Source organism: Flavobacterium sp. 3HN19-14, assembly GCF_051373205.1.
GTDB lineage: Bacteria > Bacteroidota > Bacteroidia > Flavobacteriales > Flavobacteriaceae > Flavobacterium.
This window is the reverse complement of the sequence record NZ_JBPPZT010000001.1, coordinates 2,141,892-2,162,828: the sequence shown is the minus strand read 5'-3', so window position 1 is coordinate 2,162,828 and position 20,937 is coordinate 2,141,892. Positions and strand designations below refer to the sequence as shown.

At 39.8% G+C, this 20,937-nt stretch carries 20 protein-coding genes and 5 pseudogenes; 13 read left to right on the top strand and 12 right to left on the bottom strand.

The window, feature by feature from the left end:
- Positions 1-17: 17 nt before the first annotated feature.
- The 6 genes from ACSLFW_RS11715 (at position 18) to ACSLFW_RS11690 (ending at position 4,509) form a co-directional block, all read left to right on the top strand.
- Positions 18-644: a hypothetical protein gene (locus ACSLFW_RS11715; RefSeq protein ID WP_436555899.1), complete on the top strand. Its 627-nt coding sequence runs from the start codon at positions 18-20 to the stop codon at positions 642-644.
- 129 nt (positions 645-773) lie between these two features.
- Positions 774-1,310 carry a hypothetical protein gene (locus ACSLFW_RS11710; RefSeq protein ID WP_436555898.1) on the top strand — a complete coding sequence of 179 codons (537 nt, stop codon included), beginning with the start codon at positions 774-776 and terminating at the stop codon, positions 1,308-1,310.
- A 78-nt stretch (positions 1,311-1,388) separates the two neighbouring features.
- Positions 1,389-2,462 carry a DNA polymerase III subunit gamma/tau gene (gene dnaX, locus ACSLFW_RS11705; RefSeq protein WP_436555897.1) on the top strand — a complete coding sequence of 358 codons (1,074 nt, stop codon included), beginning with the start codon at positions 1,389-1,391 and terminating at the stop codon, positions 2,460-2,462.
- Positions 2,443-3,093 (top strand): DNA polymerase III subunit gamma/tau, encoded by a 651-nt coding sequence (locus tag ACSLFW_RS11700; protein WP_436555896.1) that lies wholly within the window; start codon positions 2,443-2,445, stop codon positions 3,091-3,093. Before dnaX ends, ACSLFW_RS11700 begins: the two co-directional genes overlap by 20 nt.
- Positions 3,094-3,215: 122 nt before the next feature.
- Positions 3,216-3,653, top strand: coding sequence for a hypothetical protein (locus ACSLFW_RS11695; RefSeq protein ID WP_436555895.1), 438 nt, complete (start codon positions 3,216-3,218; stop codon positions 3,651-3,653).
- Between the two features lie 421 nt (positions 3,654-4,074).
- A complete protein-coding gene (locus ACSLFW_RS11690; RefSeq protein WP_436555894.1) occupies positions 4,075-4,509 on the top strand; it encodes an SRPBCC family protein in 435 nt (144 codons plus the stop codon).
- A gap of 121 nt (positions 4,510-4,630) precedes the next feature.
- Here the strand turns inward: ACSLFW_RS11690 and ACSLFW_RS11685 are convergent, their stop codons facing one another.
- Entirely contained in the window at positions 4,631-4,810 is a 180-nt protein-coding gene (locus ACSLFW_RS11685; protein ID WP_436555893.1) for a hypothetical protein, read from the bottom strand.
- A gap of 176 nt (positions 4,811-4,986) precedes the next feature.
- On the opposite strand from ACSLFW_RS11685, the gene ACSLFW_RS11680 reads away from it, so the two are divergent.
- From ACSLFW_RS11680 to ACSLFW_RS11670, 3 genes are all read left to right on the top strand, one after another.
- Positions 4,987-5,193 carry a hypothetical protein gene (locus ACSLFW_RS11680; protein WP_436555892.1) on the top strand — a complete coding sequence of 69 codons (207 nt, stop codon included), beginning with the start codon at positions 4,987-4,989 and terminating at the stop codon, positions 5,191-5,193.
- A gap of 140 nt (positions 5,194-5,333) precedes the next feature.
- Entirely contained in the window at positions 5,334-5,567 is a 234-nt protein-coding gene (locus tag ACSLFW_RS11675; protein ID WP_436555891.1) for a hypothetical protein, read from the top strand.
- Between the two features lie 43 nt (positions 5,568-5,610).
- Positions 5,611-6,399: a hypothetical protein gene (locus tag ACSLFW_RS11670; RefSeq protein WP_436555890.1), complete on the top strand. Its 789-nt coding sequence runs from the start codon at positions 5,611-5,613 to the stop codon at positions 6,397-6,399.
- 44 nt (positions 6,400-6,443) lie between these two features.
- Here the strand turns inward: ACSLFW_RS11670 and ACSLFW_RS11665 are convergent, their stop codons facing one another.
- The 9 genes and pseudogenes from ACSLFW_RS11665 to pyrR all read right to left on the bottom strand — a co-directional run bounded on the left by ACSLFW_RS11665 (position 6,444) and on the right by pyrR (position 14,377).
- Positions 6,444-7,025 carry a TMEM175 family protein gene (locus tag ACSLFW_RS11665; RefSeq protein WP_436555889.1) on the bottom strand — a complete coding sequence of 194 codons (582 nt, stop codon included), beginning with the start codon at positions 7,023-7,025 and terminating at the stop codon, positions 6,444-6,446.
- 2 nt (positions 7,026-7,027) lie between these two features.
- Positions 7,028-7,916, bottom strand: a pseudogene (locus ACSLFW_RS11660) (Ppx/GppA phosphatase family protein).
- A 53-nt stretch (positions 7,917-7,969) separates the two neighbouring features.
- Positions 7,970-10,074 (bottom strand): annotated as a pseudogene (ppk1, locus tag ACSLFW_RS11655) (polyphosphate kinase 1).
- 3 nt (positions 10,075-10,077) lie between these two features.
- On the bottom strand, positions 10,078-10,563 hold the full coding sequence (locus ACSLFW_RS11650; RefSeq protein ID WP_436555888.1) for a SixA phosphatase family protein: 486 nt from the start codon (positions 10,561-10,563) through the stop codon (positions 10,078-10,080).
- Positions 10,564-10,655: 92 nt separating this feature from the next.
- Complete coding sequence (gene pdxH / locus ACSLFW_RS11645; protein ID WP_436555887.1) at positions 10,656-11,297, bottom strand: pyridoxamine 5'-phosphate oxidase; 642 nt, start codon at positions 11,295-11,297, stop codon at positions 10,656-10,658.
- Between the two features lie 100 nt (positions 11,298-11,397).
- Positions 11,398-12,304 (bottom strand): annotated as a pseudogene (locus tag ACSLFW_RS11640) (ribonuclease Z).
- A 16-nt stretch (positions 12,305-12,320) separates the two neighbouring features.
- Positions 12,321-12,653 (bottom strand): ribonuclease Z, encoded by a 333-nt coding sequence (locus ACSLFW_RS11635; protein WP_436555886.1) that lies wholly within the window; start codon positions 12,651-12,653, stop codon positions 12,321-12,323.
- 155 nt (positions 12,654-12,808) lie between these two features.
- Positions 12,809-13,733 (bottom strand): annotated as a pseudogene (locus ACSLFW_RS11630) (aspartate carbamoyltransferase catalytic subunit).
- Between the two features lie 110 nt (positions 13,734-13,843).
- The gene (gene pyrR, locus ACSLFW_RS11625) at positions 13,844-14,377 is read right to left on the bottom strand and encodes a bifunctional pyr operon transcriptional regulator/uracil phosphoribosyltransferase PyrR (protein WP_436555885.1); all 534 of its coding nucleotides are present in this window, start codon (positions 14,375-14,377) and stop codon (positions 13,844-13,846) included.
- A gap of 197 nt (positions 14,378-14,574) precedes the next feature.
- Here pyrR and ACSLFW_RS11620 point away from each other — a divergent pair, with 197 nt between their 5' ends.
- The 3 genes from ACSLFW_RS11620 (at position 14,575) to ACSLFW_RS11610 (ending at position 16,627) form a co-directional block, all read left to right on the top strand.
- A complete protein-coding gene (locus ACSLFW_RS11620) occupies positions 14,575-14,973 on the top strand; it encodes a response regulator (protein WP_436555884.1) in 399 nt (132 codons plus the stop codon).
- A 14-nt stretch (positions 14,974-14,987) separates the two neighbouring features.
- Complete coding sequence (locus ACSLFW_RS11615; RefSeq protein ID WP_436555883.1) at positions 14,988-16,379, top strand: ATP-binding protein; 1,392 nt, start codon at positions 14,988-14,990, stop codon at positions 16,377-16,379.
- Positions 16,380-16,459: 80 nt separating this feature from the next.
- Entirely contained in the window at positions 16,460-16,627 is a 168-nt protein-coding gene (locus ACSLFW_RS11610; RefSeq protein WP_436555882.1) for a hypothetical protein, read from the top strand.
- Positions 16,628-16,731: 104 nt separating this feature from the next.
- Here ACSLFW_RS11610 and ACSLFW_RS11605 read toward each other — a convergent pair whose 3' ends face one another.
- On the bottom strand, positions 16,732-18,348 hold the full coding sequence (locus tag ACSLFW_RS11605; protein ID WP_436555881.1) for an ABC-F family ATP-binding cassette domain-containing protein: 1,617 nt from the start codon (positions 18,346-18,348) through the stop codon (positions 16,732-16,734).
- A 346-nt stretch (positions 18,349-18,694) separates the two neighbouring features.
- On the opposite strand from ACSLFW_RS11605, the gene ACSLFW_RS11600 reads away from it, so the two are divergent.
- Positions 18,695-20,104, top strand: coding sequence for a peroxiredoxin family protein (locus ACSLFW_RS11600; RefSeq protein WP_436555880.1), 1,410 nt, complete (start codon positions 18,695-18,697; stop codon positions 20,102-20,104).
- A 150-nt stretch (positions 20,105-20,254) separates the two neighbouring features.
- Here the strand turns inward: ACSLFW_RS11600 and fsa are convergent.
- Positions 20,255-20,912, bottom strand: a pseudogene (gene fsa, locus ACSLFW_RS11595) (fructose-6-phosphate aldolase).
- Positions 20,913-20,937: the final 25 nt, after the last annotated feature.

Genomic DNA, 20,937 nt, shown 5'->3' with positions numbered 1-20,937 from the left:
ATTCAAAAAATATTATTATGAAAAGACTCGTTTTAGTATCGGTTTTATTTTTATTGATTTCCTGTAAAAAAGAACCAGCGATAAAAGTCGAAAACGGTGCTGTCAAATTGGATTCAGTTGTAGAACCTGTAAAGTCCGACAATCCAGAAAAAATCAATACAATATTTTTACTTGTTCCGGGAACTTCTGCCGGAATCGTGAATCTCAATGCCAATTCAGAAACGCTTTCAACACTCGGAAAACCAGACATGTCAGATGCTGCAATGGGAAAATCCTGGATGACATGGTACGGCGGGCACGGAACACAAACCGAAGAATTAAACATTTACACGACTTACAAAGACAATGAAATGAAAGAGAAAGTCGTCAAATTAATCCGCGTGACTTCAGCAGAATATAAAACCAAAGACAGCCTCGGAAGCGGGAATACAAAACCTGAAATCAGCAAAATATTTCCGCAATTGCAACTTGCAGCGAAATATAAAAATACGGCTAAAAAAGAAGTTGCAATTTACGACGCCACTTCCGACGGAATCGCCTTTGAATTCGTCAATGACACCTGCAAAGGCACCATCATCCATGAGAAAGGAAGGAAAGTCACTGACACTTACATCACCTTGCATCCCGACATGAAAAAGTTTTGATTGTGGAATGATTTTTTTGCTATTATTGTATATAAATAGCTCATTATGAAATCCCCCGTTTTGTATTTCCTGTTGCTCTTTGCTTGCAGTTCTTACGCTTGTCTGTGTAATCCGGTTGAAAAGGAAAAAATGGTTGCAAAAGGACTTCGCTCAAGCGATGTTGTTTTTTATGGTAAAGTAATTCAATCTGATGCTTCCAGGCAGACTTATACATTTCAGGTATTTGAATTCTTCAAAGGAAAATACAGTTCTAAAACGCTGAAAGGAAAAGTCGTATGCGACTGTTCGGCATTCCCGGATAAGATTGGGAGCTTGTGGCTGGTTTATGCGAATTTCAATAACGACAAGACGATTAATTTCAGCGTTTGCAATCCATCAATCGAAATGGATTTAGACTTGCATATCGCTACACCGCACAGCGAAAAAAATGAATTATCCTTAGTACGGGATTCGCTTTTTATCGCAGATTCTAAAAACGAAAACCTTAAAAACTGGATCTACCAATTTGAAAAGTTGCGCAAATTTAAAGCGGCTACCGATGCAAAAGCGGCAAAAAGTAAAGAAAAATTTTTTGAAGGTTTCATCACTATTTCACTGATTATAAATGTGATTCTTTTCCTATTGGTAATTTATCTTTCAAGGCGCAAAAGAATCGGCAGTATTTAGCAAAACCGCCCATCTTTCCCACCATAATTTTTTCAAACTTTCAATTAAAAAACTATATTTGTCGTCCAATCATTTTCCATGGAGCAATTCGTAGTATCAGCCAGAAAATACCGTCCGCAGACCTTCAAAGATGTCGTCGGGCAGCAGGCTATTACCAATACTTTGCTCAATGCGATTGAGACGAATCACCTCGCTTCTGCCCTATTGTTTACTGGCCAGCGTGGCGTTGGAAAAACAACCTGTGCGCGTATTCTTGCCCGTAAAATCAACCAGCCAGGTTATGACGATCCGAATGAGGATTTTGCGTTTAATGTATTTGAATTGGATGCCGCGTCTAACAATTCTGTTGACGACATCCGAAACCTCATCGATCAGGTGCGCATCCCACCACAAACCGGACAATTTAAGGTATATATTATCGACGAGGTACACATGCTCTCATCAGCGGCGTTCAATGCCTTCCTGAAAACGCTCGAAGAACCGCCAAAGCACGCCATTTTTATTTTGGCGACGACCGAAAAACACAAAATCATTCCGACCATTTTATCGCGTTGCCAGATTTTTGATTTTAAGCGCATTACAGTTAAAGATGCGAAAGAACATTTAGCCGAAGTGGCACAAAGCCAGGGCGTCAGTTTTGAAGACGACGCGCTGCACATCATCGCACAAAAAGCCGACGGCGCCATGCGTGACGCGCTTTCGATATTCGACCGCGTGGTTTCTTATTGTGGTAATAACCTGACCAGACAAGCCGTAACGGAGAACCTGAACGTGCTGGATTATGAAACTTACATCAATGTAACCGATTTGATCCTCGAGAATAAAATCCCGGAATTATTGGTAGCTTACAACGAAATCCTTTCAAAAGGCTTTGATGGGCATCATTTTGTGGCCGGACTCGCCTCGCATTTCCGCGATTTGCTGGTTTCAAAAAATCCTGCTACACTTGCGCTTCTGGAAGCAGGCGAACAGGCCCAGAAATTATATGGCGTACAGGCGCAAAAAACATCACAGGATTTCCTTTTGAAAGCTATTGATGTCGCGAATGATTGCGATTTAAAATACAAATCTTCCCAAAACCAGCGGCTTTTAGTTGAGCTTTGCCTGATGCAACTCGCCTCTATCACTTTCGATGGAGAAAAAAAAAGCTGACGGATTTATAATCCCGCCCAATTATTTTTACGGACGCACTTTTGAAATCGAGGTAAAAGCGCCGGAAGTGCTGATTCCGCCGCTGAATATTCCGGCTGTTGCTGTGCCTGAAACTGTTGTCGAAACGCCGAAAACAGCGCTTCCAAAAGTTGAAATGCCTGTCGGAAGTGATATAAAAGTTTCCGCACTTTCTTTGTCGAGCATCCGTGCGAAAAGGGAATTGGAGCAAACCACCAAGGCAACCGTAAAGGAAGCAGCGCAATTGCCGACAGAACCGTTTTCGGAAACCGATATGATGCTGCAATGGAACAAGTACGCGCAGCGTTTAAGCGATAAAGGCCATAAGATCATGGAATCTTTGATGCTCATCAACGACCCGAAACTCAACGGCGCGACCATCATCCATGAACTGCCGAATGAAGGTTCGAAAATCGATTTTGAAAGCGAAAAGCACGAACTCCTGGGTTACCTGCGCGGGAAATTACACAACCACGACATCATGATCGAGATTGTGGTGAATGAGACGATGGATACGCGCAAGGCTTTTACGACGCAGGACAAATTCAACAGGCTGAATGAGATCAACCCGAACCTGGATTTGCTAAGGCGGACTTTTGATTTGGATATTTGATTTCTCAAAAAAGCATCTCAATCAACTTTTTTAAAGTAAAAAATCTCATAATTCAATTTTTTTGTTAATTTTAATTCACTGTTATAAGAGCAGGCGAATTAACCTAACCAAATAATTATTTTATGTCACAACTTCCAGTTACATTACCAGAACTTACCGATGCCGAACTGAGCACCATCCGTACGAGCATCAACGCAGTTAAGGCAATCCTCACGCCGAAATTTGTCAATCTCGAACCTGAAGACCGTGTTAGATACGGTTCTATCAACGAGAAGAATAAACTGATCATTAATAAGGTGCAGGACTACCGCAACAATATGCCTGCGCTTTCTAACCCGGAGATCAACTGGACTAATTTCACGAAAAATACCACTACCCGCAAAAACTACATGCTCGTTATCGACATGCTTAATGAACTGAACGAATTATCTAACGACCGCGTACATTGGTTGATTATACGTTATACGGCGAGGCGCGCAAGGATTACAAATACACCAAATATAAAGCAGAAGATGACGGCGGAGGCGCGGCAGGTTACGAAGACAAATACAATGCAATGAAGGAGTTTTTTACTTCTGATGATACCACACCATAGTCGGAAGCATTTTATTAAATCAAGCCCGGAAGTAAATCCGGGCTTTTTTATGACGAAACGTGTTTTAATACGTTGTTGACGTAGGTTGATACGTTGTTTACGTTGCCAGCGGGGTTGCCGACGTCGATTGGTACGTTGTTTATGCCGTTCGGGGCGTTGTCAACGCCGTTCTATACCTAAAGAACCCCGTTTTATACGTAAAGAACGTGTCTGGATACGTGAAATGTAGCGTTGGAGACGTCAGGAACGTGTCGGGATACGTATTTAAAGATTTTGATATTGATTTAAATGAATGCGTATATTTGTGATTAGCGGTAATGTTAAGAAACCAAGTCATACAATTGCTCAATATAGAATAAGGTACTGATAACTTAAATTCCCATACAATGGCTTTTGAACTTAAAACTGAAATAACAATTGATGCAACTCCCGAAAAAATCTGGAGTATCCTTTCTGATTTTGATGAATATCCAAATTGGAATCCATTTATAACATCTATAACGGGTGACGTAAAAGTTGGAAATAAAATTGCTGTAAGGATAGAACCACCCGGAGCGAACGCCAATAATTTTAAACCGACCGTGACAGCATTGGAACCAAACAAAAAATTAAGCTGGCTTGGTGTTTTTATGTTTCGGGGCGTTTTTGACGGAGAACATCAATTTGAACTTATTGACAACAAAAACGGAACAACTACGCTTATCCAGCAAGAAAATTTTATTGGGCTGCTTGTGCCGCTTTTCAAAAAGATGCTTGACAACAATACACGAAAAGGATTTGAAGCAATGAATAAAAAATTAAAAGAATTGGCTGAAAAATAAATAAGCACTACTGCTAACGTGCAATTTCACACCAGCGTTTGGCAATTTGCGCAAAATTGTTCGCCTGATTTGCATAACTTCGTTTCGTTACCGAAAGAATCCAATGATTCCATCTGGCTTGCTAATCATAACTCTCAAAACTGAACATGAAAAAAGCAATCTTTATTTTATTCGCCTGTTCCATGATCATTTCCTGTGCAACGGCGCCTTCAACTTTAATTCCGCCATCATTGGTACAAAATGCGACAGACGGCATGCTGGTCGGCACAATCGCTATTGAAAATGAAAGGCCAAGATTCAATCAATATTTTTTTCATTATCTGGGCCGGATGACAAGAGTATTTCAACCCAAAGGATGATAACAATAAGGCCCAACAAATGACTGTCGTGAAGTTTAAGCCTGATTTCTTCGATGAAAATAAGGCGGTTTATTATTTTTCGATAACCGAGCGCGAAGGCAAATATAAATTTACGACTTTGCGGCTGCATGAAAACGGCGGTTATTATCAGTCGCAGGCAGAAATTCCTATGAATTTTGCCTTTCATATCGAAAAAGGCAAAGTGAAATATATCGGTGAGCTTTACTTTAATTATCAAAACAATGCCGTAAGGCTTTATGATAAAAGAGAAAGGGACATTCCTAAATTTAAAGAAAATTTTCCAAATTTGATTATTGAACAATAACGGGCAGCCTGGCGAAATTGCGGCCTTTTCTGCAGAATATCCGGCAGTTTTCCATAATTTCGTCTTGGGGCAATATGCATAACAAATAATGAGACCCAACCCGGGATTGGCAAAATAATTAACGGTGAAAATAGCAATAGATGGAAAATTTATCCGAAAAAGAGAATAGCGAACCAACCTTAAAAAAAACAATTGTCAGGGTTTTTGCTTATTTATTTTGTGCATTCCTTATCTGGTATGGATTTGATACACTGACAAGTGCTCCGACGACTCCGAAAGATAAATTGCGCGGCATTGGAGTAATTGCAGCTGCCTGCGTATACTTATTTGTAGATATCAGAATTTTAATTTCAAAAAATAAACGCCGGAACTAATCTGCCCTGAAACCCTGCCTGTCAAAATCAATTTTTAAATCCTATGAAAAGCACAACACTATTTTTGTTAACAGCTGTGGTTAGTTTGAGCATGAACGCCCAGAAAAAGTTCAATGTTTATTATACAGATGAAACGAAATCAAATAATTACAATTTCGATAAGTTTATATTTGTCCATAATTTTTTTGCAGATGCATTTTACAGGACTGACCTCAATAAGCAACTTAGTTCTGAAGAAATGGCCCAGGTGATTGAAACTGTTCGCCAGAGAATTTCAAAAGACAATAAAATTAAATTTGTTTTTCCTCAAAGCGAAAAGCCTGATGCGGAATTACTATTCTCAATAGTGCCGGAAACTAAAGATGGCCCGATAATAGTTCTTTCAACAAACTTCGATCAGAACTCCCGGAAATTTAATGAAGAAGATAAGAACCATTTGGTGCGATGGTATTTCATCAGGAACAATTTAATAATCTACAGAAAAAACCTGTTCAGTAAAGACGACGAAAAAAAATTCATCAAAGAAAAAGAAAAAGGCGAATTGGTTGAACTTTATATGTTTGATGAAATTACCGAAAACGACTCAAAAGTCAAACCATTGATTGACGAAATCCTTTCGGATGAAAAGTCAACCGATGTTCAGAAATTACAAGCTTATTTATATAATCAGGAGTATTATTTCTCAATTGGGCAATCAGATCTGGCTCAGAAAGCCAATACTGAACTGAATGATTTTTATGACAAAAACCAGGAAATAACAATACCTAAAAATTATCTGCTGCTTAAAAAAATGGCCAATTCGGAGTTCGAAATCATGACATTGATCAAATAAAACTGAGATGATACTGGCTTGCGAAGTTACGAAGCTATACTATTTTATTGCTGCTCCCCGATTACACGCTCAATCCTCCTGTCTGGCACCAGCCACATCAACGCTACAAAAATATAAACCGCGCCGGAAAGCCATTCGTTAAAAAATGACAAGATAATTCCAAGCGTATACAATGGCGGCGATGACAGTCCTTTCCAGTCTTTGCCGACAGCTTTTTTCAAAATTGAATTTTGTCCCTGGCTTTTGATGATGATGCTTTGCAAAATCCAATAGGCGACGCCGGCCATCAGCAGCATCGCTCCGTAAACGGTCAGCGTGGCTTTCGCAAAATGATTTTCGCCCATCCAGCCTGTCGCAAACGGAACAAGTGACAGCCAAAACAGTAAATGCAGGTTCGCCCACAGGATTTTTCCATTCACTTTCGAAACGCTGTGCATCATGTGGTGGTGGTTGTTCCAGTAAATCCCGATGTAGATAAAACTCAGGATGTAACTCAGGAAAACCGGGAACAACTCTAAAAGCGACTCAAAATCAGCACTTTCAGGGACTTTAAGTTCCAAGACCATAATGGTTAAAATGATGGCGAGCACGCCGTCGCTGAATGCTTCGAGTCTTCCTTTGTTCATCGTCAGATTTTATTGTAATACATCGCCTTGATAATGCCGTCTGCCAATCCGATTTTCGGAACATAGATTTGCCGCGCACCGCTCCATTTCATCGCATTAAGATATACACGAAGTGCCGGAATGATAACGTCGGCGCGGTCGGTGTTCATTCCGAGTTCATAAATCCTTTGTTCATAGGATAATGCATTCAAGGCGGTATATTGCGAATTCAGGTAAATGTACGACAATGGTTTTTCCTCGAGTTTTCCTGACATTTTAAACAGTTTATTGATATTTCCGCCGACCGATTAAAGTTACCTGTTCATATTTTTCGGTATTGGCACGGATCCATTTTTCAATTTCTACCCAAACGATATCATTAACCATATTGTTGAGCAAGCGCACGGTTCCGACTTTAAACGACCTGGAAACCATCATCTTACCGTCATTGAACAGCGAGAATTCGGTACTGCCGCCGCCTACGTCTACATAAAGATAGGTCTTGTCTATTTTCAGTAAATGATTTAAATCGGTTGAAGCGATAATCGCCGCTTCTTTTTTACCGTCAATGATATCGATTTTAATATCGGCTTTTTTCTTGATCAGTTCGGCGACTTCTTTTCCGTTGTAAGCTTCGCGCATTGCTGAAGTTGCACATGCCATGTATTTTTCGACTTTATGCACTTTCATCAGCAATTTAAAGGCTTTCATGGCATCGATCATGCGCTCGGTATTTTCTTCGGTAATTTCCCCTACCGTAAACGCATCCTGCCCTAAACGGATTGGAACTCGTACCAATGAACTTTTGCTGAATTGCGTTTCTTTGCTCTTTTCCTCAATGATATTGGCAATCAGCAACCGCATCGCGTTGGAACCGATGTCAATTGCTGCGTATTTTTTAATAGTAATCATGGATGGTTCAGGGTTTTGGGTTTAAGGTTCAGGGGGCTAAACTTTTAACTTAATTATAATTTCTCGGTAATAACTTCAAGTTTATTCCTGTAATAATTGTAGGTTTCGAGCTGTGCACGGAACACAGGCGAATTACCACGTACACGGTACTTATTATCGAGCTTTTCAGAATGCAGTCTCGCTTTTACATTTCCTTTCCAACCCACATTGAAGTTGTCGATGAGTTCATTTTTAACGCTTTCGTCGTAAATCGGGCAGGTCACTTCTACCCTTCCATCGAGGTTTCTGGTCATAAAATCTGCAGAAGAAATGAAAACCTCCGGGTCACCGCCGTTAGCAAATATAAAAACGCGTGAGTGTTCGAGGTAATTGTCGACAATACTTATGGCCTCAATGTTTTCGCTCATGCCCGGAACACCCGGAATCAAAGAACAAATACCACGTATCTGCAACTGTATTTTCACTCCGGCGCGACTCGCTTCATACAATTTATCAATCATTTTAAAGTCTGATAAACTGTTCATTTTGAGTTTCATATAAGCTTGTTTGCCGAGTTTTGCATACATGATTTCCTTGTCGATAAGGCGGTAAATCCTGGTGCGCGTGTAATGCGGCGAAACAATCAGGTGCTTGTAACGGTGCAGTCTGTAATTGACATCAAAGAATTCAAAAATCTTCGAAACATCTTTTAAAATCTGCTGATGGCTTGTGAAAAGCGTCACATCGGTATAGACTTTTGCAGTCGATTCGTTGAAATTTCCTGTTGAAATAAAACCGTAACGCTTGATTTTTCCTTCTTCCATGCGCTCAATCATACAAACTTTCGAGTGCACCTTCAGGCCTTTTATCCCGAAAATCAATTCGATGCCTTCCTGTTGCATTTGCTCAGAATACGAAATATTGCTGGCTTCGTCAAAACGCGCCTGCAATTCGATTTGGACGGTTACTTTCTTGCCGTTTTTAGCAGCATTGATAAGCGAACTGATGACCTGGGAATTCTTGGCCAGGCGGTATAATGTAATTTTTATCGAAGTTACTTTCGGTTCAAAGCCGCTTCTCTGAGGAATTTTATCAAATAAGAAAACGACTGATAAGGCGCATTCACCAGATAATCTTTCTGGCTGATCTTCTCCAAAATACTGCCTTCAAGGCTTAGCCCAACCACCGGAAGCGGCGTATTCTGGTGGTACAACAAATCAAACCTTCCCAAATTCGGGAAATCCATATAATCGCGGCGGTTGTGGTAGCGGCCACCCGGAATGATACTGTCGGTCGTTTCGATATGCAGTTTGTCAATAAAAAATTGCAGCGTATCCTTTCCAATCGATTGGTCGTAAACAAATCGCACCGGCTCGCCAATTCTGCGGTCTTTGACACTGGTCGCGATTTTTTCGAGCATGCTTTTACTCAAATCAGAATCAATTTCGAGCTGTGCATCCCTCGTAATTTTTATCATGTGTGCCGAAACGCTTTCATAATCAAAAATGTTGAAAATATTGCCCAAATGGTAGCGAATGACGTCGTCTAAAAGAATAATATATTGCTTTTCATTCGATGACGGCAAAACCAAAAAGCGGTTGATGGTTTTCGGGATTTCAATAATCGCGTAGCGCACTTCAGGTTTTGGTTTTCCGAGGCCGAGAAAAGGTTTTGACGATGGTTTCATCACCAATTTTACCGCCAGATAACCCGAAGTATCCTTTAAAATCGGGAATTCTGCCAAATCATTCAATATAATGGTAACCAACGCCGGACTTACCCTCTGGATGAAAAAGTCCTTGATGAAATTTTCCTGCTCTTTGGTAATTTCGCTTTCATCGATGATGAAAATATTTTCTTTTTCGAGTTTTTTCTCGATAATACTTAATATCCGAAGACTTTCTGATTGCTGCTGGATTACGATTGCCGTAATTTCCTTGAGCAATTTTTCTGAGGAAATTCCGCCCAAAACCTTCTCGCCAGAAATCCCCGAAAGGCTCAAGCGGCGGATTGCAGCAAATCTAACACGGAAAAATTCGTCTAAATTATTCGAGAAAATCCCTAAAAACCGAAGCCGATCCAATAACGGAACATTCTCATCTCCGGCTTCCTGAAGTACACGTGCATTAAAACAGAGCCAGCTTTTTTCCCTGTCAATATATCTATTTTCTGGTGTCATTTATTATTTTAAATCTTTCGGAAAGACCGTTTTCAAGGTTTTGCCTTTCGCAATGTTTTCCCAATTATTAGTATCAAATGCAATCGAAACGAAGCCTGACGTGGGCACATTGTCGATGTATCGGTCTCCAAATTTATTAACAAAATCTGTTATCGCCTCATTGTGTCCGAAAAGAATAACGTTATCATAATCATTATTGCAGGATTTAATGATTTTTTGGAGCTGACGGCTGTCGAAAGTATATAAATCGTCCTTATAAATAATACTCTCAACCGGACATTGCATATTCTGCATAAAAATCATTGCCGTTTCAGAAGCGCGTTTTGCGGTGCTGCTCCAAACGATAAAAGTTTTAGGCAAATCGGCAACAATCTCTTGTGATACTTGGTGTGCGTCGTTGATACCGCGGTTATTGAGCGGGCGGTCATTGTCTATCAAAGGTGCTTCCCAACTTGATTTTGCGTGCCTGATGAGGATGAGATTTTTCATTTCGGGGATTTTAAAATCTGATTCTTTAAATATCGTGATTTTAAAATGAAACGCAAAAGATTACCGCTGTTTTATAAGTTTTTTATGATGAATTAAGGTTGCAGGCGGTCAGTTTTCCAGCAATCATCAGGTTGCAATTGATAACGGATTCGGTCATGCAGGCGGTTCGGGCGGCACTGCCAGAATTCAATTTCGACGGGCTTTACCAGATAACCGCCCCAGTTTTCGGGTCTCGGAATTGGTTTCCCTTCAAATTGGTGTTCGAGATTCCGAAGTTTTTCTTCGAGTTTTTCGCGGGAATCAATCACTTCGCTTTGCAATGAAACGACGGCGCCGAGTTTGCTGCCTTCAGGCCTTGAATCGAAATAATGGTCAGACATTTTTTCCGGAACTTTTTCAGCTTTTCCTTTAATGATGACTTGCCTTTCGAGCAAATGCCAGAAAAATGAAAGGCTTACGTGCGGATTTTCGGCAATCGCTTTTCCTTTTTCAGAATCGTAATTGGTGTAGAAAATAAAACCGTTATCGTCGAATTGTTTTAGTAGAACAATCCTTGATTTAGGAAAACCATCCAATCCAATGGTTGAAACGGTCATGGCGTTGGCTTCGAAATCCGGAATTTTATCGGCTTCTTCAAACCATTTCTGGAATAAATCGAATGGATTTTGAGTGATATTTTCTTCAATTAGGGAATTTTGCCCGTAGGATTTTCGGTAGTTGCTTAAATCTTTCATTTTAATTAGAAAATGAGATAATTAGAAAATGAGATAATGGTAACAAAATATAAAGTTAGAATGTAATTTTCTAATTATCTAATTTTCCCATTCTCTAATTCTAAAATTCAAAAAACTTTCCGTCGTCGGCTAAGTGCGTATTCGGAAAAACCGTTGCGGCTTCTTCCCTGAAAAGCGCAATAGAATCATATCTTGTGGAATAATGGCCTAAAATAAGCTGCTTTGCTTTGGCTTTTGAGGCAATTGTCGCGGTTTGTTTTGCGGTGCAATGCATGGTTTTTTCGGCAAGATGCGCTTCTGAATCGAGAAAAGTGGATTCCTGGTACAAAACATCAACATTTTCAATCAGCGAAAGGTAGCTTTCCGTGTAAACGGTATCGGAACAAAAGGCGTAACTCTTAGGCGGAATCGGCTCAAAAGTCAGTTCTTCATTTTTGATTATCGTGCCGTCGTCAAGCGTAATATCCTTGCCGTTCTTGACATTCTGGAAATAACAGGTTTCAATTTGATGGCGTTTCATGGCTTCGGCATTGATCCTTCTGTCGCCGATTTTTTCACGGAAAAGATAACCATTCGTGTAAACGCGATGCTGCAGCGGAATTGTCGAAACAATGACTTTTTCATCTTCATAAACAACTTCAGATTCAGTCGATGAAAGTTCATGGAAATATAGTCCGTAACCTGTAAAAGAATTGGCATAACGCAATTGCAGCAGAATGATTTCCTTGATGCCTTTTCGTCCAGTAAACATGCAAATCATTCTCGCGGTTGAGCAATGTGAAAGTGGAAATCAGTCCGACCAATCCGAAAAAATGATCGCCGTGCAAATGCGAAATAAAAATATGGTTGATTTTTGAAAACCTGACTTTGTTCTTGCGCAATTGTACTTGCGTTCCTTCGGCACAATCAATCAGGAACAACCGGTTTTTTATCTCTAAAACCTGCGATGTCGGATTGGTAAAAGTGCGCGGTGTAGCGGCGTAACAGCCAAGAATGGTAAGATTCAATTTAATTTTGGATTGATTAAAAACCTAAATCGCGTTCGATTTCTTCCATTTCGATGATGTCGTGCGCCTCGAGTTTTGTGGGAACGATATCGAGTTTGTCGGAAGCCTTGTTGAAATCGAAATCTTCAACTACGATTACGAAAGACTTTTTGTTCTTTTTATGCGCTTTGCAAAGTGGCAGGAAAGCATTCACTTCTTTTACAGAAGCGTCTTTGCAATGTGTAATGTCGATGATGAGATTGTGCTTTTCAAAAGTTTTATGCTCATGTGTAAGCTTCATCAGGAACGCCGTTAGGTCGCCTTGCGTGTCTTTGATTGTGGTGGTATGTCCTTTGGTTTCGACTTTCATGGTTAAATTAGATAATTAGAAAATGTGATAATTAGAAAATTGAGAATTAATTAATTATCAAAAATTATCAATTAAGCGAATTTATGAAATTTAATACCTAATTACAAAACTCACATTATCTAATTAACTAATTATCTCATTTTCTAATTAGTATATTATTTTATTTTTGATGCCAGAAGATAAATCACCGCCATCCTTATCGCCACACCATTTTCAACCTGATTTAATATGACAGATTGCTGCGAATCAGCAACATCTGACGTAATTTCAACACCGCGGTTGATTGGCCCGGGTGCATGATGACGATTTCCTTATCCAAGGAGTCTAAAAGCGCTTTATCGACACCGTATTGCTGGGCGTATTCGCGTGTTGACGGGAAGTAATTGATGTCCATCCTTTCATTCTGGACACGCAGCATATTGGCGACATCGCACCATTCCAGTGCTTTTCGCAAATTTGGCTCAACCGTAACGCCGAGGCTTTCGATGTATTTTGGAATAAGTGTTTTCGGCCAGCATACTTTTACTTCGGCACCTTGCATCTGCAGTGCATAAATATTAGAAAGCGCAACTCGTGAATGCAGGATATCACCTACGATAACGACTTTTTTTCCACCTACTTCTCCGAGTTTTTCGCGAATCGAATAGCTGTCGAGAAGCCCTTGTGTCGGGTGTTCATGCGCGCCGTCTCCGGCATTTACGATACTTGCTTTTACATTTTGCGAAAGGAAATAAGCCGCTCCGGGATTGGCGTGCCGCATCACGACCATATCGACTTTCATCGACAGAATATTATTAACGGTATCAATCAGTGTTTCGCCTTTTTTGACCGAAGATTGCGCCGCGGAGAAACTGATGACATCTGCTGAAAGCCGTTTTTGCGCCAATTCAAAAGATAATTTGGTACGCGTGCTGTTCTCAAAAAGATATTGGCAATCGTGATATCCCTCAAGGAGGGTACTTTTTTAATCGGCCTGTTGATGACTTCCTTAAAATGATCGGCGGTTTCAAAAATAAGGTCAATATCGTTTTTGTTGATGTATTTGATGCCTAATAAATGATTTACGCTTAATTCCTTCATTCTATTTTAGATTGCAGATTTTTTAAATTTTAGATTTCAGACTGCAGATTTCAGATTGCAGCTCTCACTTTTGACTTTTGACTTTTGACTTTCGACTTTTGACTTTCGACTCACACTAAATAAACACCGTCTTCGCCTTCATTTTCTATCCAGTTCACTTTTACTTTTTCATTGTTGATGGCATCCACCTGCCTACCGCGGTAATCCGGCTGGATTGGCAAATGCCGGCTGAAACGACGGTCAATCAGCACCAGCAATTCGATTTCTGACGGTCTTCCGAAAGATTGAATTGCGGTCAATGCCGAGCGGATGCTGCGGCCGGTATACAAAACATCGTCGATAAAAATGACTTTTTTGTTCTCTACGATAAAATCGATTTTGGTTCTGTTGGCTTCAAGCGGTTTTTCTGTATGGCGGAAATCATCGCGGAAAAATGTGATGTCGAGGTAGCCGAGCGTTATGGCATCGACATTATATTCGTTTTCGAGTAAAGTTTTAAGTCTTTCGGCCAGAAACGTGCCTCTGGGCTGGATTCCGATAAGGATAGTATTGGAAAAATCGAGGTGCTTTTCGATCAACTGGCAGGCCAAACGGTGCAGAATGATATTGACTTCCTTCGAAGTTAGCAATACTTTTTGACTCATGTGTGTGTTGTTTGGGTTGTAAAAGTAAGCAAAAAAAACGATGTTGTAAAATTGTTGCCTCAAATCATTTGTTCATGAAATAATAATTTTAACATTTTGCTTTAGTTGCTTTTTAATTCCTATATTTAACCTGTGCTAACGACTTAATGTGCTATGATGAAACGGAAAATAATCCTCACTGACGACGATGCAGATGATTGCTCGCTCTTTTCAGAAGTACTCAGGAAATACATTCCGACATCAATTTAACCATCATCAATGATGGGGTAACGTTGATGGAAAAACTCGAAGATATCGTGCCGCCACCGCCCGAAGTGATTTTTCTCGACCTGAATATGCCGCTGAAAAATGGCTTCGAATGTTTGATTGAAATCAGGAATACGCCAAAGCTCAAGGATATTCCGGTTGTAATTTATTCCACTTCTTCCAATAAAGATATTGTAGAAAAAACTTTCCAGCACGGCGCAAATTTTTATATTTGTAAGCCAGCCACATATAATGCACTTAAAAAAACCATTGCACACGTGTTGTCTTTCGACTTTAATTCGATGCAAGGGAAAACAGAAAGATCGGAATTTGTAATTAATGTGGCCTGAAAACCTACTCCTTTATGGTAAAAACACGACACATACGCACAAAAATCATTTTCGTTTTTGCCATGGCGCTGTTGCTGTCTCTTTCCGTTTTTTCTTATGTAAGGATTGATGCACTGCTCAAGGCCACACAATGGGTCAACCACACCAATGTCGTAAAACTCAAACTCGAAAATCTTTTTTCGACGGTCAAAGGAATCGAATCAGCACAACGTGGTTTCATTATTACACGTGACGATTATTATGCCAAAGAGTTCGATGACGCGATCGACCAGCTTCAAATAAAATTGACCGAACTCGACTTTGCAATTGGTGAAAATACAATCCAGCAAAAGAATCTCGATAAGCTGCGGAAATTAATCAAACTGCGTATTGATAACCTCAAAAGTGCGCCGCAACTTCCGAAAGGCGATACTTCAAGAAGGTCGGAATACCGTGCCAACAGGGCGTTTCTTCGCAATCATATCCTTGCAATGATGGCACAAGAGGATCTTTTACTGAAAGGCCGCACCAAAGCCCTGACACAGGAAACAGCGCTGACACCGATGTTTAGTATTTTTCTTATTGTCTGCTCAATTGCGATTTTGTTTGCTTCTTATATCAATATTACACGTAACGAAAAAGCGCTGGCGAAACAAAATGCCACACTTGAAGAGAAGAATAAATCGCTGGCACGGATGAATAAAGAATTAGAATCATTCACCTACATTTCAAGTCATGATTTGCAGGAGCCTTTGCGAAAAATACAGACTTTCGTTACAAGAATTACCGATAAGAAAGACGAGCAGCTTTCTGAAACGGCGCGCAATTACCTGAACCGCACGCAGGAATCTGCGAACAGGATGCAATTGTTGATCAGGGATTTGTTAGCGTATTCAAGGCTGAAAACCGAAATCTTCCCTTATGAAATTACGAACCTGAAAAAAATCGTCAACGAAGTAAAAAGTGACCTCGCAGAAGAAATCGACGAAAGCAATGCGGTTATTGAAGTGAAAGGCCTTGCCGACGTTAACGTAATTGTATCGCAATTCAGGCAATTGCTGACCAACCTGATTTCTAACGCTATAAAATTTTCGCAACCGGGCTTGACTTCACATATCATTATTGAAAATGGCACAGAAATGGGTAAAGACGTACCCGGCGAAAACATCCTCAAGCATCAATTGTACTCAAAAATCACCATTTCTGACAACGGAATCGGCTTCGACCCGAAATATACCGACCGGATTTTTAATGTCTTTCAAAGACTGCATACCGACCCGCAATATAAGGGAACCGGTATTGGTTTGGCCATAGTCAAAAAAATTGTTGACAATCATAATGGTATCGTGGTTGCTGACGGCATTGTTGATAAAGGCGCCACTTTCACGATTTATATTCCGTGCCACGGCGGGGTAATTGTACAATAAAATCCTACAATATTGTAATTTTTTCCAGTTGAAAATCGTGAATTTTATAGTAACAAAAAATAACTATAAAACCACGAATTATGAAAACCATCTCATTAAGATTAGCCGCATTTTTTCTGATTGCAACTTTATTTTCAAGCTGTGAAGTCATTGGTGACATTTTCAAAGCAGGAATGGGCGTCGGCATTTTTATCGTCATCGCTATTATTGCAGTTATCATATTTATTATAAGCAGATTTAAAAAATAGATTTTAAGGCTGTGAGATTGCAGACTTAAGAAAATAGCAAACAAAAAAGCGACTCAAAATGAATCGCTTTTTTTATAATTTTCAAACTCTTAAAATCTAATCGCCTAATTGTACATTTTCTTCCTTAACTCCTGCACTTTCTCATCATCAAGATAATCATCAAAAGTCATATAGCGGTCTATGGCACCATTTGGCGTCAATTCTACTATTCGATTTCCGACAGTCTGCGCAAATTCGTGGTCATGTGTCGTTAAAATGACAGAGCCTTTGAAGTTTTTAAGTGAATTATTGAAAGCTGTAATCGATTCCAAATCCAGGTGATTCGTAGGTTCGTCAAGCATCAGAATGTTCGCGCGTTCCATCATCATTCGTGAAAGCATGCACCTTACTTTTTCTCCTCCTGACAACACGCGGCTGGTTTTGAGCGCTTCTTCACCTGAAAAAATCATTTTCCCAAGGAAACCACGAATGTAAACTTCATCGCGTTCCTCTTCGGTTTTTGCCCATTGACGCAGCCAATCTACCAAAGACAAATCGTTTTCAAAAAATGAATGGTTGTCCACTGGTAAATATGCTTGATTCGTTGTAATTCCCCAATCAAAAGTTCCTGAATCAGCATTTTGGTTGCCATTCAATATTTCATAAAATGCTGTCGTAGCACGTGAATCTTTAGAAAATAAGACAATTTTATCACCTTTAGCCATGTTCAGGTCGACGCCTTTGAAAAGCGTTTCACCTTCAATCGAAGCACTCAGGTTCTGTACGTTTAAAATCTGGTCACCGGCTTCTCTTTCCTGATCGAAAATAATCGCAGGATAGCGGCGGCTCGATGGCTTGATTTCAGCAATATTCAACTTGCTAATCATTTTCTTACGCGAAGTTGCCTGTTTCGATTTGGCTACGTTGGCGCTGAAACGACGGATGAATTCTTCCAGTTCCTGTTTCTTTTCTTCCGCTTTTTTGTTCTGCTGCGCACGTTGTTTCGCCGCTAATTGACTTGACTCATACCAAAAAGTATAATTTCCTGAATAATGGTTGATTTTTCCAAAGTCGATGTCAGAAATATGCGTACAAACCGCATCGAGAAAGTGTCGGTCGTGAGAAACTACAATTACCGTATTTTCATAATTCGCCAGGAAATTCTCAAGCCAGGCAATGGTTTCGAAATCAAGGTCATTTGTCGGCTCATCCATAATCAAAACATCCGGATTTCCGAAAAGTGCCTGTGCCAAAAGCACGCGGACTTTCAGTTTCCCGTCCAAATCTGCCATTAAAGTGTAATGCAAATCTTCACCAATCCCAAGGTTTGAAAGCAAAGCCGCTGCGTCAGAATCAGCATTCCAGCCATTCATTTCCTCAAACTGCACTTGTAATTCTCCAATTCTGTCGGCGTTGGCGTCGTTATAATCGAGGTATAATTCGTCCATTTCTTTTTTAACGGCGAATAATACTTTGTTACCCATCATGACGGTTTCGAGTACTGTATGCTCGTCAAACATGTTGTGGTTCTGGTTCAGGACAGACATCCTTTTACCCGGCTCCAACTGAACGTGACCCGAAGTCGGATCCATATCACCGGCCATTATTTTGAGGAAAGTTGATTTTCCGGCACCGTTTGCACCTATTACGCCATAAATATTGCCGTGTGTGAAGGTCGTATTTACTTCGTCGAACAGGATTCTCTTGCCAAACTGAACCGATAAATTGTTTACTGTTAACATGAATTATCTTTTATAAAAAATTTTTGCAAAAGTAGAAAAAATAGTGGAGATTTACGGCTTTCACTGTTACTAAATCATTGGCCTTATTTATGTTCCTGTTCTATTTGATTTTTATTTTCTTACTTGTTTTTTGTCGGCATATTTGTAGCCGGAATCTTCATGATTTTCAGGAACAAAAACAGAAAAAAAGGCTGGCTGTTAGTACTGTCAACACTTTTCATTTTTTTATTCGTATATAGATTATTCTCAACAATGGGGAGGTTTGGCTGCTGAAACCATATTTAACTATGCCTTAACAATATAATTGTTAATAACCTGATATTTTTGTTTACAATAATTTTTACACATGCGTGATTTAAAATTTATAAAACTGTTCTTATTAGCGGCTTGTTTAGTGTCTTTGCTTTCGTGCAACAAGCAATTTAAGGACGACAATTACACTGCTTATTTCGGAGGCGAAGTTACAAATCCAACCAATCCATACGTACTTTTTTGCCGTGGCTCTGAAGTTATAGACACGATAAGACTGAAGAAAGACAATACTTTTTTCATCAAATTCGATTCGCTGACGCCCGGGCTTTATAATTTTAAGAACGAACCTGAATTCCAATACGTTTATTTCGACAAGAATGACAGCATCATGGTGCGCATCAACGCTGACGATTTTGATGAATCAATTGTCTTCTGCGGACGCGGTGAGGAAAAGAACAACTTCTTGATGGAATTGTATCTCAAAAATGAAGAAGACAAGAAGAAAATCTATGACGTTTTTGATTACGAATACCCGAAATTCAAGAAGAATGTCGATTCAACTTATGCTATAAAAAAGGCATTTTACGACACCAAAAAGCAGGAATTGGAATGGAGCGATGATTTTGACATTTACGCCCAGGCCTGCCTCAACTTCAACCATTACATCAAAAAGAAATCTATCCGATTGTGCACAAAGCACGGACAGGCACTGATATTAAAAAGGCAGCTTCCCGTTGATTTTTATGATTACAGGCACGATATCGATTTCAATAACTTAAAATTAAAGGAATATTCGCCGTTTGTAAAATACCTGACCTACATGCTCAATAATGTTGCTTTGAGCAAGGATTTACCGGCAAATACGAGTCCGGCCGATATGGCGCTCGATATGAATATCCGGAAAATGAACATCGCCGACACACTGTTCAAGAATGAAAAGATAAAAAATACGATCCTCAATAACATCGCATTTACTTATCTGCTTGAAGACCAGAATATCGTCAACAACAAAAAGTTTCTCGACAAATACCATGTTTTATCAACAGATACAAGTCAGCACAATGAAATCCTGAAAATCGGCAATGCCATCCAGCAACTCAAAACCGGAAACAAATTACCTGAAGTCGCGTTGGTTGACATGAAAAATGAACCGGTTTCAATCGACACTTTCATCAAATCTAAAACCGTACTTTTCTTTTGGACGGAAAGTCTCGAATCGCATTTGGCCGCAGCTCACAAGAAAATTATAGAAATGCAGAAGTCACATCCTGATTATCATTTCATCGGGATTTGCGTAGACAACAACCAAAAGAACTGGCTCAAACTGCTTTCCAATTACAAATTTGACGGCGTAACCGAATTGCGTGCTGCAGATTTCGAAGATATGAAAGAAAAATGGGTCATCAATAAAATTCACCGTACAATGATTCTCAATGCAGATGGTACGATTGAAAATGCATTTGTGAATCTGTTTGACGTGAAGTTTGAGGATAATCTTAAATGAGATAATTTGAAAATTAGATAGTGAGATAATTCAAATATTGTATATAAAAATGCGGTTCAATGTTGAACCGCATTTTTCTTTATTAAATCAGATGTAACTTTGACCGCAATCAAAATCATTTTCTAATTGTCTAATTTTCAAATTATCTGATTACTTATTCCCTTTCTCGAAATCAGCAATAAACTGCGCCAATCCGATATCAGTCAAAGGATGCTTCAATAAGCCTGTGATCGCCGAAAGTCGTCCAGGTCATTACATCAGCGCCGATTTTCGCACAATTTACAATATGCATCGTGTGGCGAACCGAAGCCGCAAGAATTTGTGTTTCATAACCATAATTGTCATAAATACCACGGATTTCTTCAATTAAATTTAATCCGTCAGTAGAAACGTCGTCCAATCTTCCGATGAATGGCGATACATAAGTCGCACCCGCTTTCGCAGCCAACAATGCCTGCCCGGCAGAAAATACCAAAGTGACATTCGTCCTGATGCCTTTATCAGAAAAATATTTGCACGCTTTCACGCCTTCTTTCGTCATCGGCAATTTCACCACGATTTGCTCGTGAAGATCGGCCAGCTCCTCGCCTTCTCTGATCATTCCGTCATAATCAACGGCGTTCACTTCGGCACTCACATCGCCTTCAACGATATTGCAAATGTCAACGTAATGCTTCAAAATGTTGTTTTTCCCGGAAATCCCTTCCTTCATCATTAACGACGGGTTCGTAGTTACTCCGTCTAAAACGCCCAGTGCCTGCGCTTCCTTAATGTCGGTCAGGTTGGCTGTGTCAATAAAAAATTTCATGTTTATCTATTTAATTGTTGTGTTT

Coding starts and splice junctions, on each gene's coding strand:
- ACSLFW_RS11675 (WP_436555891.1), top strand. CDS start 5,334: ATGGAAAATTTATCCGAAAAAGAGAATAGCGAACCAACCTTAAAAAAA.
- ACSLFW_RS11650 (WP_436555888.1), bottom strand. CDS start 10,563: ATGAAAAATCTCATCCTCATCAGGCACGCAAAATCAAGTTGGGAAGCA.
- ACSLFW_RS11670 (WP_436555890.1), top strand. CDS start 5,611: ATGAAAAGCACAACACTATTTTTGTTAACAGCTGTGGTTAGTTTGAGC.
- ACSLFW_RS11715 (WP_436555899.1), top strand. CDS start 18: ATGAAAAGACTCGTTTTAGTATCGGTTTTATTTTTATTGATTTCCTGT.
- dnaX (WP_436555897.1), top strand. CDS start 1,389: ATGGAGCAATTCGTAGTATCAGCCAGAAAATACCGTCCGCAGACCTTC.
- ACSLFW_RS11700 (WP_436555896.1), top strand. CDS start 2,443: ATGGAGAAAAAAAAAGCTGACGGATTTATAATCCCGCCCAATTATTTT.
- pyrR (WP_436555885.1), bottom strand. CDS start 14,377: ATGAGTCAAAAAGTATTGCTAACTTCGAAGGAAGTCAATATCATTCTG.
- ACSLFW_RS11635 (WP_436555886.1), bottom strand. CDS start 12,653: ATGAAAGTCGAAACCAAAGGACATACCACCACAATCAAAGACACGCAA.
- ACSLFW_RS11600 (WP_436555880.1), top strand. CDS start 18,695: ATGCGTGATTTAAAATTTATAAAACTGTTCTTATTAGCGGCTTGTTTA.
- ACSLFW_RS11690 (WP_436555894.1), top strand. CDS start 4,075: ATGGCTTTTGAACTTAAAACTGAAATAACAATTGATGCAACTCCCGAA.
- ACSLFW_RS11710 (WP_436555898.1), top strand. CDS start 774: ATGGTTGCAAAAGGACTTCGCTCAAGCGATGTTGTTTTTTATGGTAAA.
- ACSLFW_RS11665 (WP_436555889.1), bottom strand. CDS start 7,025: ATGAACAAAGGAAGACTCGAAGCATTCAGCGACGGCGTGCTCGCCATC.
- ACSLFW_RS11605 (WP_436555881.1), bottom strand. CDS start 18,348: ATGTTAACAGTAAACAATTTATCGGTTCAGTTTGGCAAGAGAATCCTG.
- pdxH (WP_436555887.1), bottom strand. CDS start 11,297: ATGAAAGATTTAAGCAACTACCGAAAATCCTACGGGCAAAATTCCCTA.
- ACSLFW_RS11615 (WP_436555883.1), top strand. CDS start 14,988: ATGGTAAAAACACGACACATACGCACAAAAATCATTTTCGTTTTTGCC.
- ACSLFW_RS11610 (WP_436555882.1), top strand. CDS start 16,460: ATGAAAACCATCTCATTAAGATTAGCCGCATTTTTTCTGATTGCAACT.
- ACSLFW_RS11695 (WP_436555895.1), top strand. CDS start 3,216: ATGTCACAACTTCCAGTTACATTACCAGAACTTACCGATGCCGAACTG.